A 15527-nucleotide genomic window follows, 5' to 3' on the forward strand; every position below is an offset into this window, starting at 1 on the left:
GGACGACCTGTTCCGCCGCCATCTGAAGGCTCATCCCGATGCCGAGGCCCTGATCGATCCGTTCAACGCCGCCGACATCATGGGCGGCCAGCCGGAGCGCCTGACCTGGGCCGAGGCGGACGCGTCGGTCGACCGGCTGGCGGCGGTGTTCCATGCCCACGGCCTGAAGAAGGACGACGTGCTGGTCGTCCAGCTGCCCAACATCAATGACCTGAGCCTGACCTATCTGGCGGCGGCGCGGCTGGGGATCATCGTCTCGCCCGCCCCGGTGCAATACCGCGAGAGCGAGTTGGGCTACATCGTCGGCAAGACCGACGCCGTGGCCGCCCTGACCACCGACCGCATCGGCAAGCACGCTCACGGCGACATGCTGATGACCGTGGCCGGCCGCTCGCCCGCCCTGAAGCATGTGTTCGTCATGGGCGAGACCTGCCCCGCCGGCGCCATCGATCTGGAGCCGCTGCTGGACGCGGTGACGCCGAAACAGATGAAGGCCGCCCGCGACGCCATGAAGACGGCGAAGATCAGCGCCGACGACGTCTTCACCATCTGCTGGACCTCCGGCACCGAGGCCCAGCCCAAGGGGGTGCCGCGCAGCCACAACGAGTGGATCATCATGGGCGCGGGGGTGGTGGACGCCGCCGACCTGGGCCATGGCGCGCGCATCCTGAATCCGTTTCCCATGGTCAACATGGCGGGAATCTCCACCGGCTTCGTCAGCTGGCTGCTGACCGGAGGGGTGCTGATCCAGCACCACCCGTTCGACCTGCAGGTGCTGCTGAAGCAGATGCGCGACGAGACCATCGACTACACCGTCGCCCCGCCCGCCGTGCTGAACCTGCTGCTGCAGAACGAGGCCCTGCTGGCGGGCATCGACTTCAAGCGGCTGAAGGCCATCGGCTCCGGCTCGGCGCCCCTGTCGCCGTGGATGGTCAAGACCTTCCACGAGAAATACGGCGTCCAGATCGTCAACTATTTCGGCTCCAACGAGGGCTGTTCGTTCCCCAGCGCCTGGCAGGACGTGCCCGACCCGGCGGAGCGGGCCGTGCTGTTCCCGCGCTTCGGCGAGGGCCTGCGCTGGAAAGCCATGCTGCACGACCGCATCTCCACCCGTCTGGTGGACCCCGAGACCGAGGAGGAGATCCGCGAACCCGGCCGTCCCGGCGAGCTGCGCATGAAGGGGGCGACGGTGTTCTCGGGCTACTGGCGCGCGCCGGAGGTCAATGAGCGGGCGTTCGACGCCGACGGCTGGTTCCGCTCCGGCGACCTGTTCGAGCTGGCGGGCGAGGACAACCGCTTCATCCGCTTCGTGGGCCGGCTGAAGGACATCATCATCCGCGGCGGCATGAACATCTCGTCCGAGGAGATCGAGGGCCACCTGATGGGCCACCCCGCCATCGCCGAGGCCGCCGTTGTGGGCGCGCCCGACGAGCGGCTGGGCGAGCGCCTGTGCGCCTTCGTGGTGTTCCGCCCCGACCAGAGCGCCGACATGGCCGGGATCAACCGCTATCTGACTGAAGAGAAACAGGTGGCCGTCTACAAACAGATCGAGCGGCTGGAGATCATCGACGCCCTGCCGCGCAACCCGGTCGGCAAGGTCCTCAAACGGGATCTGCGCGACCGTCTTGGAGAAACAGCTCAAGCATGAGTTCCGCCTTCCCCCAGTCCATGCGGCTGCCCGTCATCGCCGCGCCCATGTTCCTGGTCTCCGGGCCGGAGCTGGTCATCGCCGCCTGCAAGGCGGGGATCGGCGGCGCGTTCCCGACGCCCAACTGTCGGACGCCGAGGATCTGGACCGCTGGATGGACCAGATCACAAGCGCGCTTAAGCCCGGCGACGGGCCGTGGATCGCCAATCTGATCACCCACTCCACCAACCCCAGGCTGGCCGACGACCTGGCCATGGTGGCGCGCTACAAGCCGCCCATCGTCATCACCGCCCTGGGGTCGCCCAAGCCGGTGATGGAGACGGTCAAGGGCTACGGCGGCATGGTCTTCGCCGACGTGGTCAACATGAAGCTGGCCCGAAAGGCCGCCGAGGCGGGCGTGGATGGTCTGGCCTGCATCAGCGCGGGGGCGGGCGGGCACACCGGCCACCTGTCGCCCTTCGCCTTCGTCTCGGCGGTGCGCGAGTTCTTCGACGGCTATCTGACCATCGGCGGCGGCATCGCCGACGGCGCGGGGGTGGCGGGCGCCATCGCGGCGGGGGCGGACATGGTCTACATGGGCACCCGGTTCCTGGCCACGCGCGAGAGCCTGGCCCAGGACGCCTACAAGCAGATGGTGGTGGACTGCGACGCCGACGACCTGATCGTCTCGCCCGCCGTCACCGGCACCGACGCCTCCTGGCTCAAGCCCAGCCTCAAGGCCGCGGGCCTCGACCCCGACGCCATGGGCGGCGCCATCCAGCGCGACTATTCCGGCGGCCAGAGCACCAAACGCTGGAAGGACATCTGGGCCGCCGGCCAGGGCGTGGGCCGCATCGAGCTGTGGAGTCCACCGCCGAGGTGGTGGCGCGGCTGGAGCGCGAATACCGCGCGGCGGCCGACCGCTTCATCCGACTGAACAGCCGGGCGGCGGCGGCGTGAGCGAGCCGTCCCCGTCCCTCGCCTCGCGCTTCCAGCTGGACCCGGCCGCCGACGGGCTCGAGCTGGCGCGGCGCTGGGCCGAGGCGCGTTTCGCGGGGGGCTTCGCCGAGCGGCTGCGCGCCTGGCCGGTCCAGGTGGAGCGGGGCCGCATGGTGATCCGCTGCGATCTGGATCCCGGTCACGCCAATTTCGTCGGACTGGTCCACGGCGGGGTGACGGCGGCGCTGGTGGACATCGCCGGGGGCGGGGTGGCCATGACCCTGCTGAAGCCGGGGGAGCACCTGCTGTCGACTGATCTAAGTCTGCGCTTCCTGAACGCGGCTCCCATCGAGGCGGATCATCTGATCGCCGAGGCGCGCGCCGCCTATGCCGACCCGCGCAAGGTGGTGACCGAGGTGACGGTGTCCTTGCCCGACGGCCGCGCGGTGGCCCACGGCACCGCCGCCGTCTCGATCCGAAGGCGCGAGAACTAGACGCCGATCACAAGGCTGACGGTGGTGGTGGTCGACCCGCCGATGTTCAGGGTCTGGACGGTGCTGGCGCCCTCAACCTGATAGGCCCCCGCCGTCCCCGTCGTCTGCTTGAACGCGTCCAGGGCCATGCGCACGCCCGTCGCGCCCACCGGGTGGCCGCAGCCTATCAGGCCGCCGGAGGGGTTGATGGGCAGCCGCCCGCCGATCTCGATATCCCCCGCCTCAATGGCCTTCCACGCCTCGCCCGGCGCGGTCAGGCCCAGATGGTCGATGGCCATGTATTCGGTCATGGAGAAACAGTCGTGGGTCTCCACCGCATCGATGGAGTCCAATGACATTCCGGCCCGTGCGCGGGCCTCGTCGATGGCGCGCTTCACCTGCGGGAAGACGTAAGCCTCATCGGCGCTGGCGGCGATCTTGCGGGCGTAGCTGATGGGCGCGTTGCGATGGCCCCAGCCCTTGATGCGCGGCAGGGACTCCAGCGCGATCCCGCGGCGGCGTGCGTAGTCCGCCGCCCGCTCGGCCGAGGCCAGAACCACCATGGCGCCGCCGTCGGTCACCTGACCGCAGTCAGTCTTGCGCACCCGCCCCTCGATCACCGGATTGGCCTCGTCGTCATTGGCGAAGGCCGCGTCGGGGAAGACATACTCCCGGGTCTGGGCGTTGGGATTCAGCCGGGCGTTGGCGAAATTGATCTGGGCGATGCGTCGCAGGTGCGCCTCGTTGATGCCGTAGCGGCGGTCGTATTCCTCGGTCAGGTCAGAAAAGGCGCGCGGCCAGACATAGCGCGCATCCTGATACTCGTGGCCCGCCCAGGCCGCGGCACCCAGATGCTCGGCCGCCGTCTGGCCCGGAACATTGCGCATCAGCTCCAGCCCCAGCACGGCGGCGGTTCCGTAGCGGCCGGACTCGATGTCCGCCATGGCCGCCAGGATGGCCAGCGAGCCCGAGGCGCAGGCCCCCTCGTGGCGCGAGGCCGGCATGCCGTCGAACCGCTGGTCTGACAGGGCGAAGAAGCCGCCCAGCATGCCTTGGCCCGCGAACAGGTCGCCGACGAAATTGCCCACATGGCCCACGTCGATGTCGCCGGGCTCCAGTTCCGTCGCCTCCAGCCCGCCGGTCAGGGTTTCGGCGAACCCGTCGGCGATCTCCATGCCCTCGCGGACCCAGTTGCGCTTGAAGTCCGACTGCCAGCCGCCGAGAATATAGACCATCGGATCAATCTCCTTTCGCAACGACGATGACGCCCGCATCGGGCTGGTCGGCGTAGAGGCGCGCCACGTCCTGGCTGCGGTTGTCGATCACCCCGCGCCGGTTGATGCTGCCCTTGTCCGACACCTCGTGGGCGTTGGGGTTCGGCGGCGCGGTCAGGATCACGGCCCGCTCGATGCGCATGGAGGCCATGGGGTGTGCCGCATTGTGCGCCGCCAGCCGCTCGCGCACAGCCTCGCCCAGCCGCCCGGAGGTGATCGCCTCGCCGATCTCCAGCCCCAGCTCGCGTTTGACGCCCTCCACCGAGGGCCAGGCGAGAATGCCCAGATACGGCCGGTTCTCATCGCACAGCACCAGTTCGGTGATCAGCGGCGACAGGGCGGTCAGCACCGCTTCGCGCGCGGGGCCGCCATAGACCCAGGTCCCGGTGGACAGCTTGAACTCTTCCGCCAGCCGCCCGGCGAAGGCCAGGCCGCCGCTCACCTCGCCCGGGGTGATGAAGGTGGCCAGATCGCCCATGCAGTAGAAGCCCTCGTCGTCGAAAGCCTGGGCGCTGCGCTCCGGGTCGTCCAGATAGCCGCGGGTGACGTTGGGGCCCTTGACCCGAACCTCCCAGCGGCTGTCGTCGTGCGGCACCAGCTTGAGGGTCACCCCCGGCAGGGGCAGGCCCAGCCCGACCTTGTCGGTATAGGCATAGCCCGCCAGGAACCCGGCCGTGGTCTCGGTGGAGCCATAGGCCGAGGTCATCATGATGCGCTTGCCGGTCTCCGCGACCGCCATCTTCTGGATGCGGTCGTAGACGGGCTGGGCCAGGGCCGCCCCGCCGAACAGCATCAGACGCAGCTCCGAGAAGAAGGTGCGGCGCAGATCAGCATCCGCCTCCAGCGCGTCGGCCAGCAGGGCGAACCCCAGCGGCACATTGGCGTAATACTCGACCGGGATTTCCTTGAGATTCCGCAGGGAGATGTCCAGCAGGCCCGGCAACGGCTTGCCGTCGTCCACATAGAACACGCCGCCCGCCAGCAGGGTCGCGCGCAGGACGCTGGCCCCGGCGGTATGGTGCCACGGCAGCCAGTTCAGGATGCGGCCGTCCCAGCGCAGGCTCTCGCCCGTCGCCTGCACGCCCTGGGCCGTATTGGCGGCCAGATTGGCGTAGGATACCGCCACCACCTTGGGCAGGCCGGTGGAGCCGGAGGTCAGCAGATAGTTGGCGTGGTCGTCGGGCTTGAGCGCCGCGAGACTGGCTTCGACCGCCGGGGTCGCGGGCGTGGCGAAGACCTCGGCCAGATCCGCCACATGGGGCGCGTCCACCACCTCGGGGGTCGCGGTGACCACCGTCACGCCGTCGAGATCCAGCGACGCCAGGGCAGCGGCGACGGGCCGGGCGTCCTCGATGACCAGAACGGCGGGCCGGATGCGGTCCATCACATGGCGCAGCCGTCCCAGATCGCCGCCCAGCATGGCGTACAGCAAGCTCACCGGAGCGGCCGGGGCCCCTGCCGCCATGGCCCCCAGCGCCGCCGCCGCGAAACCGGGCGAGTTGGCGCCCATGATCATCACCGCGGCGCCGGACGGCAGCTTGCGATCCAGCAGCCACTGGGCGAAGCCATCGATCTGGTCGGCCAGTTCGCCATAGGTGGTGAAACGCCAATCCCCCGTCCCGCCTTCGCGCCGCGCCATGGCGGGCGCCTCCGGACGCGACCGCGCCGTTGCGAGGATGGCGCGCGGCACGTTCCAGTCGTGCTCGGCCAAAGGAATGCGGGAGCGCACCAGCAGCGCGCCGTCCGGACGCCCGGTCACCTCAAGGTCCACCGCCATGAGCCCCGCATCGCGGAAGGGCGGGGCGTCCGTCGTCGGGGACTGGGCAGCCTGCGCGGTCATGGACGTTTCCCTGCTTCTCTTTGGTCTGCTTATGCAACCAAGCTAACACAGGGGCGCGGGGGCGCAACAATCTGTCGCGCCGGAGCGGGCGGCTATCCTCACCCCATTACTTGCGTAAGCAGACCATCGAGTCCTATGGTCCTCGCACGTCGCGTTCGCGCCCGAGGAGCCGCACCATGTCAGTCCATCAACTGCCGCCGATCAAATCGTCGCTAAAGCCGTCCAACCACCCCTATCTGACCGGGGCCTGGACGCCGATCCTCACCGAGGTGGACGCCACGGATCTGACGGTGCTGGAAGGCCGCATCCCGGACGACATCGACGGCGTCTATGTGCGCAACACCGAGAACCAGATTCACCAGCCGCTGGGCCGCTATCACCCTTCGACGGGGACGGCATGGTCCACACCATCAGCTTTCGCGGCGGCAAGGCGGACTATCGCAACCGCTTCGTGCGCACTCGCTGCTTCCAGGCCGAACAGGAGGCGGAAGGGTCGCTGTGGGGCGGGCTGATGGACCCGCCGGGCACATCCGTGCGTCCGGGGTTCGGGGCCCACGGCGGCATCAAGGATTCCTCCAGCACCGACGTGGTGGTTCACGCCGGACAGATCCTGTCCACCTTCTACCAGTGCGGCGAGGCCTATCGCCTCGATCCGGAGACCCTGGAGCAGTCCGGCGTGGCGCCATGGGGTCCGCTGGACGGGGTCTCGGCCCATCCCAAGGTGGACGAGGCCACCGGCGAGATGCTGTTCTTCAACTACGGCGTCCATGCGCCCTACATGCACTACGGGGTTGTGGACCGGACCGGGACGCTGGTCCACTACGTGCCCATCGATCTGCCCGGGCCGCGCCTGCCCCACGACATGGCGTTCACCACCAACTATTCGATCCTCAACGACTTCCCGCTGTTCTGGGATCAGGATCTCCTGAAGAAGGGCGTCCACGCCTCGCGCATGCACGACGGGCTGAAGTCGCGCTTCGGCATCATTCCCCGGTATGGCCGGCCGGAGGACATCCGCTGGTTCGAGGCCGACCCCACCTATGTGCTGCACTTCCTGAACGCCTGGGAGGACGGCGACGAGATCGTTCTGGACGGCTACTTTCAGGAGAACCCTTGCCCCGAGCCGCTGGAGGGCTACCCCCCGGGCATGAGCCACATGATGGCGTTCCTGGATGAGCACAGCTTCCGTCCCCGGCTGCACCGCTGGCGCTTCAACCTGAAGACCGGCGAAACCCGCGAGCATCACATGGATGACCGGCTGCTGGAGTTCGGCACGTTCAACCAGCGCCATGCCGGCGTGCCCTACCGCTACGCCTACAGCACCACCACAAAGCCCGGCTGGTTCTTGTTCACCGGCTTCGTCAAGCATGACCTCGAGACCGGCCAGTCATGGGCGGTCAACCTGCCCGAAGGCGTCTACGCCAGCGAGTCGCCCTTCGTCCCGCGCATCGACGCGAAGGACGAGGACGACGGCTATCTGGTCAGCTTCCTGATCGACGAAAACACCCAGACGTCGGAGTGCGTGCTGATCGACTGCAAGGACTTCGAGGCCGGGCCGGTGGTCCGCATCGCCCTGCCACACAAGATCTCCAGCGGCACCCACTCGGTCTGGGCCGATCGCCGCTTCATCGAAAACGGCGTTCTGCCGCGATCCTGAGGCGGGAGCTTCAGCATCCCGGAATATTTCTCGCCAGGAGCGGGTCCTTTCCGCCGGCATATTTTGTATGAGTTATGTCTGGCCGGACAATGGAGCCCCCATGCCTCTCAGACTCGTGCAGCTGGACGACGCCGCAGGCGATCGTCTGCTGGCCGCCATGACCGACGACGGCCGGGCCCGCCGGGTCAACGGCCATGACACCACCTATGATCTGGCCCGGGCGGCCATCGCGGCCGGTTCCAGCCTGGGCGAGGCGGTCGAGGCCGCCGGCTTGGGCGAGGCCGTGGACGTGCGCGACGCCCTGGCCGAGGGCCGGGTCCGCGCCCCCATCGACCACCCCGACCCGGCCCACCTGCTGGTCACCGGAACCGGCCTGACCCACCTGGGCTCCGCCGAAGGCGCGACAAGATGCACCGCGACCTGAAGGATGCGGCGACCCTGACCGACTCCATGAAGATGTTCAGGCTGGGCCTGGAGGGCGGCAAGCCGGAGCCCGGCCAGATCGGCGTCCAGCCGGAATGGTTTTACAAGGGGGACGGCGGCGTCATCGCCGCGCCCGGCGCGCCCCTGACCTCCCCATCCTTCGCCCTGGACGGCGGCGAGGAGCCGGAGCTGGCCGGCATCTATGTCATCGGCCCGGACGGAACGCCCTTCCGGCTCGGCTTCGCCCTGGGCAATGAGTTCTCGGACCATGTCACCGAGCGCCGGAACTACCTCTACCTGGCCCATTCCAAGCTGCGCGCCTGCTCGCTGGGGGCCGAGATTCTGCTGGGCGAGCCGCCTGCCGATGTGCGCGGGACGGTGCGCATCCATCGCGGGAACGCGGTGCTGTGGGAGAAGCCGTTCCTCAGCGGCGAGGCCAACATGTGCCACAGCCTGGCGAACCTGGAGCATCACCACTTCAAATACGCCCAGTTCCGGCGGCCGGGCGATGTGCACGTCCACTTCATGGGCACGGCCACCCTGTCGTTCAGCGACGGAATCGAGACCCGGCCGGGCGATGTGTTCGAGGTCGAGGCCGCCCCGTTCCTGACGCCCGTGCGCAATCCGCTGGCCATCGAGGCGCCCGCGTCCGTGACGGTGCGTTCGCTGTGAGCGCCGATCCCATCCGGCTGGGTCTCGTGGGCGTCGGCGTCATCGCCCGCAGCCAGCATCTGCCCGCCATCGCCGCCAGCCCGCGTTTCGACCTGATCGGCGCCGCCGACCGCAAAGGCGATCTCGACGGCGTCCCGACCCGGACCAGCCTGGCGGACCTGCTGGACGTCGTGCCCGACATCCAGGCCGTGTCCCTGTGCACGCCCCCCGCGCCCCGCTTCACCGACGCCCGGCTGGCCCTGTCGGCCGGGCGGCACCTGATGCTCGAGAAGCCGCCCGGCGCCACCCTGGCCGAGGTGCGCGCCCTGGCGGAGCAGGCGGAAAAGGCGGGCCTGACCCTGTTCGCCACCTGGCATTCGCGCCACGCCGCCGGGGTCGAGCCGGCCCGCGCGTGGCTGGCCGACAAGACCATCCGGCGCGTCCACATCGAATGGCGCGAGGACGTCCGGGTCTGGCATCCGGGACAGGACTGGATCTTCGCGCCCGGCGGCCTGGGCGTGTTCGATCCCGGCATCAACGCTCTGTCCATCGTCACCTGCATCCTGCCCGTCGCCTTCCTGCTCAGAGCCGCGCGGCTGCATTTCCCCGAGAACCGCCAGACCCCCATCCTTGCGGACCTGGCCTTCGAGACCGTGGACGGAGCGCCGGTGACGGCCGTGTTCGACTTCCTGCAGACCGGCGACCAGACCTGGTCCATCCGGGTCGAGACCGACGGCGGGGTCCTGACCCTGACCAACGGCGGCGCGGACCTGTTCATCGACGGCGAACAGCAGTCCGGCCCCGCCCACCACGTCGTGCTGGGGGGCGAATATGCGGCCCTCTATGACCGCTTCGCCGACCTGATCGCGGCCGGGCGCAGTGATGTGGACTTGACGCCGCTCAGCCACGTGGCGGACGCCTTCATGCTGGGCGAGCGGGTCGCCGCGCCGGCCTTTCATTTCTGAGGCGCCCACACGGCGTATCCATTTACCGCGAGTGGGAGGCTTGCGGGAAATGTCTGAGTATTCGATGGTGCGCTCCTGACGAACGACCGGCTCAGTCGGCGCTAAGGAGAGAACGCCATGAAGTCCCTGCTCAAACTGGGCGTCGCCGCCCTCGCCTGCGCCGTCATCGCCGGATGCGGTCAGGGCCAGGACAGCGACCAGCTGGTGGTCGGCTTCTCCCAGATCGGATCGGAGTCCGGCTGGCGCGCGGCTGAGACCCGCGTGGCCCGCGAGCAGGCCGAGGCGCGCGGCATCGACCTGCGCGTGTCCGACGCCCAGCAGCGTCAGGAGAACCAGATCCGCGCCATCCGCACCTTCATCGCCCAGGGCGTGGACGCCATCCTGCTGGCCCCGGTGGTGGAGACCGGCTGGGACGCCGTCCTGGCCGAGGCGCGTGAGGCCAACATCCCCGTGGTCCTGCTGGACCGCCGCATCGAGACAGCGGACGAGGATCTCTATCTGGCCGCCGTCGCCTCTGACGCCGTCGAGGAGGGCCGTGTCGCGGCCCGCTGGCTGGCGGAAGAAGTGGGCGACCGTCAGTGCGGCGTCATCGAGCTTCAGGGCACCGTGGGCGCCAGCGTGGCCAATGACCGACGCGAAGGTTTCGCCGAGATCGTCGCCGGGAACCCCAACCTGACCATCGTGCGCAGCCAGTCCGGCGATTTCACCCGCTCCCGCGCCAAGGAGGTGATGGAGAGCCTGATCCGTTCGGTGGGCGGCCCGAACATCTGCGCGGTCTACGCTCACAACGACGACATGATGATCGGCGCCATCCAGGCCATGACCGAGGCGGGCCTGAACCCCGGCGAGGACATCCTGACCGTCTCCATCGACGGCGTGCCCGACATCTTCCGCGCCATGGCCGAGGGTCAGGCCAACGCCACGGTCGAGCTGACCCCGAACATGGCGGGCCCCGCCTTTGACCTGCTGGAGGCTTATCTGGACGACGGAACCGCCCCCGAGAAGTGGGTGCGCACGGACTCGCCGCTCTATCTGGCGGACACGGCCGAGGCTGAGTACGCACAGCGCCGCGACCGGTACTGATCCATGGCGCACGCCACCGACGCCCCGGCCCTGCTGCAGGCGCGGGGCGTGGACAAGATCTTCCCCGGCGTCCGCGCCTTGGACGGCGTGGACTTCGCCCTTCGGCCCGGCGAGATCCACGCCCTGCTGGGCGAGAACGGCGCGGGCAAATCGACCCTGATCAAGGTCATCACCGGGGTCCTGCGCCGTGACGGGGGCGACCTGTTCCTGAACGGCCGCGAGATCGATCCCCACGCCCCGGCCGAAAGCGAGCGGCTGGGGATCGCGGCCGTGCATCAGGAAGCGCCCGCGCGGTCAACCTCAGCGTGGCTGAGAACATCTTCTTCGGGCGCCAGCCGACCCGCTTCGGTCTTGTGCGGCGCGGAGAGATGAACCGGCAGGCCGCCGAGTTGCTGAAGCCCTTCGGCCTGGACATCGACGTGTCGCGACCCCTGTCGGCCTTCTCCCTGGCCGTGCGCCAGCTGACCGCCATTGCCCGCGCTGTAGATCTTGGGGCGAAGGTGCTTATCCTCGACGAGCCCACGGCCAGTCTGGACAAGGCCGAGGTGCAGGCTCTGTTCCGCGTCATGCGCGGTCTGGCGGAACAGGGCGTCGGCATCATCTTCATCACCCACTTTCTGGATCAGGTGTTCGAGGTCGCCGACCGGCTCACCGTCCTGCGGAACGGCGCCATGGTGGGCGAGCGGGACATCGCCGGGCTGGAGCGCCGCGAACTGGTGGAGCTGCTGTTGGGCCGGGCCTTCGATGACGCGCGCCGAACCGCGCCGCCGCCAGACCCGGAGGCCCCGGTGGTCGCCCGCGCGAACGGGCTGGGCCTGAAAGGCGTGGTCGAGCCGTTCGATCTGGAGTTCCGCGCCGGTCAGGTGGTGGGCGCCGCCGGCCTTCTGGGATCGGGCCGCACCGAGACCGCGCTGCTGATGTTCGGCGCCCTGACGGCGGACGCGGGCGCGCTGGAGATCGACGGCGAGGCGGTGCGGATGAGCACCCCGCGTCAGGCCCTCGCGCGGCGATTCGCCATGCTGCCCGAGAACCGCAAGTCCGACGGCATCGTCGGCGCCCTCAGCGTGCGCGAGAACATGATCCTGGCGCTTCAGGCCCGTCAGGGTTGGCTGAAACCCATCCCGCGCGCGCGCCAGAACGAGATCGCCGACCGCTTCATCCGCCTGCTCGACATCCGCACGCCGGATGCGGAGAAGCCCATCGAGCAGCTGTCGGGGGGCAACCAGCAGAAGGCCCTGATCGCCCGCTGGCTGGCCACCGAGCCCGTCCTGTTCCTGCTGGATGAGCCCACCCAAGGCGTCGACATCGGCGCCCACGCCGAAATCCTCAAGCTGGTGGACGAGATGCGGGCCAACGGCATGGCCGTCTATCTGATCTCCTCCGAGATCGAGGAGCTCACCGCCCTGTCCCAGACCGTCTCGGTCATGCGCGACCGGCGTCAGGTCCGGGTCCTGTCCCACGACCAGATCGATCCTGACCGCATCCTCGGCGCCATCGCGGACACGGACGCCGCATGAGCGCCTTCAAGGACACCACCCGCTGGCTGATGACCGCCCGGCCGCAACTGGCGGCCCTGGCGCTGGTGCTGGGCCTGAACATGGTCATCGCGCCCGGTTTTCTGGAGCTGACCTGGTCCGATGGGCGGCTGTACGGCAGCCCGATCAATCTGCTGAACCGCGCCGCGCCGGTGGCCCTGCTGGCGCTGGGCATGAGCATGGTCATCGCCACCCGGGGCATCGACCTGTCGGTGGGCGCGGTCATGGCCATTGCGGGCGCGGTGGCGGCCGTGCTGGTCAACAGCGGGGCGCCGTGGCCAGTCGCCGTCGCCGCGGCCCTGGGCGCGGGGCTGGCCTGCGGCCTGTGGAACGGCGTGCTGGTGGCGGTCATCGGCATCCAGCCCATCGTGGCCACCCTGATCCTGATGGTGGCGGGGCGCGGCGTCGCCCAGCTGATCACCGACGGTCGCATCCTGACCTTCAACGATCCGGGACTGGCGGCCATCGGCGGGGGCGCCTGGCTGGGCCTGCCCATTCCCGTCTGGATCACCTTGGCCGCCGCCATGGCTCTCATCGTCCTGACCCGCCGCACGGCGCTGGGCCTGTTCATCGAGGCCATCGGCGTCAATCCCGCCGCCAGCCGCCTGTCGGGCGTCAACAGCCGCATGGTGCTGATCTGCGTCTATATGGTGTCGGGCCTGATGGCCGCCCTGGCCGGGCTGATCGTGGCCGGCGACATTCGCGGGGCCGACGCCAACAACGCCGGCCTCTGGCTGGAGCTGGACGCCATTCTGGCGGCGGTGATCGGCGGCGCGTCCCTGTACGGCGGGCGTCTGGGGCTGTCGCTGGCCCTGCTGGGCGTATGGACCCTGCAGGGCCTGAAGCTGGCGATCCTGCGCTCGGGCCTGCCGGCGGAATACAATCTGATCGTCATGGCGCTGCTGATCGCCGTCATCCTGGCGCTGCAGTCGCCGGCGGGCGGGCGCGCGTGGCGCCGCCTGACCCCTTCTCGCCGGGAGATCGCCCCATGATCGGTCTTCGCGCCCCGACGATGGTGACCATCGGCCTGTTCGTGCTGATGTACGCCGTCTTCGCCCTGCAGTTTCCCTACATGGCCACCCCGCGCGTGGCCGGCAACCTGCTGACCGACAGCGCGTATCTGGGCATCCTGGCCGTGGGTATGACCATGGTGATCGTGGCCGGCGGGATCGACCTGTCGGTGGGCGCGGTGATGGCGTTCTCCTCCCTGCTGATCGCCATCGCCATCGGCAACTGGGGCCTGCACCCGCTGGCCGCCTTCGCCGTTGCCCTGACCCTCGGCGCAGGCTTCGGCGCCCTGGTCGGCGCGGCCATCCACTATCTGGAGGCGCCGCCCTTCATCGTCACCCTGACCGCCATGTTCCTGGCGCGGGGCGCGGCGCTGGTGCTGTCGCAGGACTCCGTGCCGGTGCAGCATCCGCTCTATGCGCAGATGGCCTCATGGAGCGTGCCGCTGCCGGGCGGCGGCGGCCTGACCCTGATCGCCGTGATCATGATCGCCGCCTTCGTGCTAGGGGGCCTGATCCTGCACCGCACCCGCTTCGGATCCCAGGTCTACGCCGTCGGCGGCGACGCGCGCGCCGCCCTGCTGATGGGTGCCCCGGTGGGCCGGGTCACCATATTGATCTACGCCTTCTCCGGCTTCATGGCCGCCTTGGCGGGCGTGGTGTTCTCCATCTACACGGGGGCCGGCTACGCCCTGTCCGGGGTCGGCGTGGAGCTTGAGGCCATCGCCGCGGTGGTCATCGGCGGGGCCCTTCTGACCGGCGGCTCGGGCGGCATGATCGGCTCGTTCTTCGGGGTGATGATCCAGGGGCTGATCCTGACCTACATCACCTTCGAGGGCTCGCTGACCAGCTGGTGGGCGAAGATCGTCATCGGCCTGATGATCCTGCTGTTCCTGGTGCTGCGCGCCGCCGGCGACAGCCGCTGGCTGAACCGGCTGCGCGCGCTATCGTCCGGCGCAAGGAGATGACCATGCCCACTGCGGACAGGACCCGGTTCGGCGTCACCCCGGACGGCGAGGTCGTCGAGCGCGTCACCCTGCGCAACGCCGGCGGCATGCAGGTGGACGTCATCACCCTGGGCGCGTCCCTGCAGGGGGTTCAGGTTCCGGACCGCGAGGGCCGCCTCGGCCATGTGCTGTTGGGCCACGACACGCTGGAGCCCTATCTGCGCCAGCCCCACTTCATGGGCGCCTGCGTCGGGCGTTACGCCAATCGCATCGGCGGCGCCGCCTTCACCCTCGACGGCCGCCGCTTCCGCATCACCGCCAATGAAGGCTCCAACGCCCTGCACGGCGGGGTCCGGGGGCTGGACAAGGTGGTCTGGCGCATCGAGTCGGCTGACCCGCATCAGGTGGTGCTGCGCCACGTCAGCCCCGACGGCGATCAGGGCTTTCCCGGCGAGCTCACCATCACCGCCACCTACCGGCTGGCCCCCGAGGCCGACCAGCTGGACCTGATCCTTGAAGCGGTCACCGATGCACCCACCGTGGTGTCGCTGGCGCCCCACGGCTATTTCAACCTGGCCGGGGCGGACGGCGGGCGCGACGTGATGGATCACCATCTGACTCTCGCCGCCTCGGCTTATACGCCCGTGGATGAGGGCCTGATTCCCACGGGCGAAATCCGCCCCGTGGACGACACACCCTTCGACTTCCGAACCGCGCGACGCATCGGCGACCGGGTCCGGGACGCGCACGACGCCCAGATCCGCATCGGCCGCGGCTATGACCACAATTTCGTCCGCGACGAGGGGCGGACCGACACGCCGACCTTCGCCGCGCGGGTGACCGATCCAGCCTCCGGCCGCGCGATGGAGCTGCTGACCACCGAGCCGGGGCTGCAGTTTTACTCCGGCAATTTCCTGACCGGCGAGTTGATCGGCCGCAACGGCGTCGCCTATGGCCAGGGCCAGGGCCTGTGTCTCGAACCCCAGAATTTCCCGGACGCGCCGAACCAGCCGGGTTTCCCCTCGGCGCGGCTCGATCCGGGCCAGCGCTATCGCCACCACACGATCTGGCGGTTCTCCGTGATCCCGTGACGCCGGCGCGCGATG

The 15527-nt window shown here is 69.3% G+C and carries 17 protein-coding genes; 15 read left to right on the forward strand and 2 right to left on the reverse strand.

Annotated features, from left to right (window positions below; genetic code table 11):
• Nucleotides 1-52 precede the first annotated feature (52 nt).
• The 4 genes from MBEBAB_RS04920 to MBEBAB_RS04930 are packed head-to-tail and all read left to right on the forward strand — an operon-like array spanning nucleotide 53 to nucleotide 3060.
• Entirely contained in the window at nucleotides 53-1648 is a 1596-nt protein-coding gene (locus MBEBAB_RS04920) for a class I adenylate-forming enzyme family protein (protein ID WP_242397080.1), read from the forward strand.
• Nucleotides 1645-1860, forward strand: coding sequence for a hypothetical protein (locus MBEBAB_RS17255; RefSeq protein WP_242397075.1), 216 nt, complete (start codon nucleotides 1645-1647; stop codon nucleotides 1858-1860). Before MBEBAB_RS04920 ends, MBEBAB_RS17255 begins: the two co-directional genes overlap by 4 nt.
• The gene (locus tag MBEBAB_RS04925; protein ID WP_242397076.1) at nucleotides 1803-2564 is read left to right on the forward strand and encodes an NAD(P)H-dependent flavin oxidoreductase; all 762 of its coding nucleotides are present in this window, start codon (nucleotides 1803-1805) and stop codon (nucleotides 2562-2564) included. Before MBEBAB_RS17255 ends, MBEBAB_RS04925 begins: the two co-directional genes overlap by 58 nt.
• Nucleotides 2565-2583: 19 nt before the next feature.
• Complete coding sequence (locus MBEBAB_RS04930) at nucleotides 2584-3060, forward strand: PaaI family thioesterase (protein ID WP_021696839.1); 477 nt, start codon at nucleotides 2584-2586, stop codon at nucleotides 3058-3060.
• Here MBEBAB_RS04930 and MBEBAB_RS04935 read toward each other — a convergent pair.
• Nucleotides 3057-4274 carry an acetyl-CoA acetyltransferase gene (locus tag MBEBAB_RS04935; RefSeq protein WP_021696840.1) on the reverse strand — a complete coding sequence of 406 codons (1218 nt, stop codon included), beginning with the start codon at nucleotides 4272-4274 and terminating at the stop codon, nucleotides 3057-3059. The genes MBEBAB_RS04930 and MBEBAB_RS04935 overlap by 4 nt on opposite strands.
• 4 nt (nucleotides 4275-4278) lie before the next feature.
• Nucleotides 4279-6153, reverse strand: coding sequence for an AMP-binding protein (locus MBEBAB_RS04940; protein ID WP_045318888.1), 1875 nt, complete (start codon nucleotides 6151-6153; stop codon nucleotides 4279-4281).
• Between the two features lie 176 nt (nucleotides 6154-6329).
• On the opposite strand from MBEBAB_RS04940, the gene MBEBAB_RS18485 reads away from it, so the two are divergent.
• The 11 genes from MBEBAB_RS18485 to MBEBAB_RS04980 all read left to right on the forward strand — a co-directional run bounded on the left by MBEBAB_RS18485 (nucleotide 6330) and on the right by MBEBAB_RS04980 (nucleotide 15512).
• Nucleotides 6330-6665 carry a carotenoid oxygenase family protein gene (locus MBEBAB_RS18485; RefSeq protein ID WP_307718183.1) on the forward strand — a complete coding sequence of 112 codons (336 nt, stop codon included), beginning with the start codon at nucleotides 6330-6332 and terminating at the stop codon, nucleotides 6663-6665.
• Complete coding sequence (locus MBEBAB_RS04945) at nucleotides 6551-7810, forward strand: carotenoid oxygenase family protein (RefSeq protein WP_307718184.1); 1260 nt, start codon at nucleotides 6551-6553, stop codon at nucleotides 7808-7810. Before MBEBAB_RS18485 ends, MBEBAB_RS04945 begins: the two co-directional genes overlap by 115 nt.
• Before the next feature lie 100 nt (nucleotides 7811-7910).
• Complete coding sequence (locus MBEBAB_RS18280) at nucleotides 7911-8234, forward strand: hypothetical protein (RefSeq protein WP_306301991.1); 324 nt, start codon at nucleotides 7911-7913, stop codon at nucleotides 8232-8234.
• Nucleotides 8219-8905 (forward strand): AraD1 family protein, encoded by a 687-nt coding sequence (gene araD1, locus MBEBAB_RS04950; RefSeq protein WP_306301992.1) that lies wholly within the window; start codon nucleotides 8219-8221, stop codon nucleotides 8903-8905. The genes MBEBAB_RS18280 and araD1 overlap by 16 nt, the downstream gene beginning before the upstream one ends.
• Nucleotides 8902-9849: a Gfo/Idh/MocA family protein gene (locus MBEBAB_RS04955; RefSeq protein WP_021696845.1), complete on the forward strand. Its 948-nt coding sequence runs from the start codon at nucleotides 8902-8904 to the stop codon at nucleotides 9847-9849. Before araD1 ends, MBEBAB_RS04955 begins: the two co-directional genes overlap by 4 nt.
• A 117-nt stretch (nucleotides 9850-9966) precedes the next feature.
• A complete protein-coding gene (gene ytfQ / locus MBEBAB_RS04960) occupies nucleotides 9967-10932 on the forward strand; it encodes a galactofuranose ABC transporter, galactofuranose-binding protein YtfQ (RefSeq protein WP_021696846.1) in 966 nt (321 codons plus the stop codon).
• 3 nt (nucleotides 10933-10935) lie between these two features.
• Nucleotides 10936-11304: an ATP-binding cassette domain-containing protein gene (locus tag MBEBAB_RS16830; RefSeq protein WP_021696847.1), complete on the forward strand. Its 369-nt coding sequence runs from the start codon at nucleotides 10936-10938 to the stop codon at nucleotides 11302-11304.
• The gene (locus tag MBEBAB_RS04965; protein WP_200865107.1) at nucleotides 11238-12449 is read left to right on the forward strand and encodes a sugar ABC transporter ATP-binding protein; all 1212 of its coding nucleotides are present in this window, start codon (nucleotides 11238-11240) and stop codon (nucleotides 12447-12449) included. Before MBEBAB_RS16830 ends, MBEBAB_RS04965 begins: the two co-directional genes overlap by 67 nt.
• Complete coding sequence (locus MBEBAB_RS04970; RefSeq protein ID WP_021696849.1) at nucleotides 12446-13459, forward strand: ABC transporter permease; 1014 nt, start codon at nucleotides 12446-12448, stop codon at nucleotides 13457-13459. Before MBEBAB_RS04965 ends, MBEBAB_RS04970 begins: the two co-directional genes overlap by 4 nt.
• Nucleotides 13456-14442, forward strand: coding sequence for a galactofuranose ABC transporter, permease protein YjfF (gene yjfF / locus MBEBAB_RS04975; RefSeq protein ID WP_021696850.1), 987 nt, complete (start codon nucleotides 13456-13458; stop codon nucleotides 14440-14442). Before MBEBAB_RS04970 ends, yjfF begins: the two co-directional genes overlap by 4 nt.
• Nucleotides 14443-14444: 2 nt before the next feature.
• The gene (locus tag MBEBAB_RS04980; protein WP_021696851.1) at nucleotides 14445-15512 is read left to right on the forward strand and encodes an aldose epimerase family protein; all 1068 of its coding nucleotides are present in this window, start codon (nucleotides 14445-14447) and stop codon (nucleotides 15510-15512) included.
• Nucleotides 15513-15527: the final 15 nt, after the last annotated feature.

Source organism: Brevundimonas abyssalis TAR-001 (assembly GCF_000466985.1).
Classification (GTDB): Bacteria; Pseudomonadota; Alphaproteobacteria; order Caulobacterales; family Caulobacteraceae; genus Brevundimonas; species Brevundimonas abyssalis.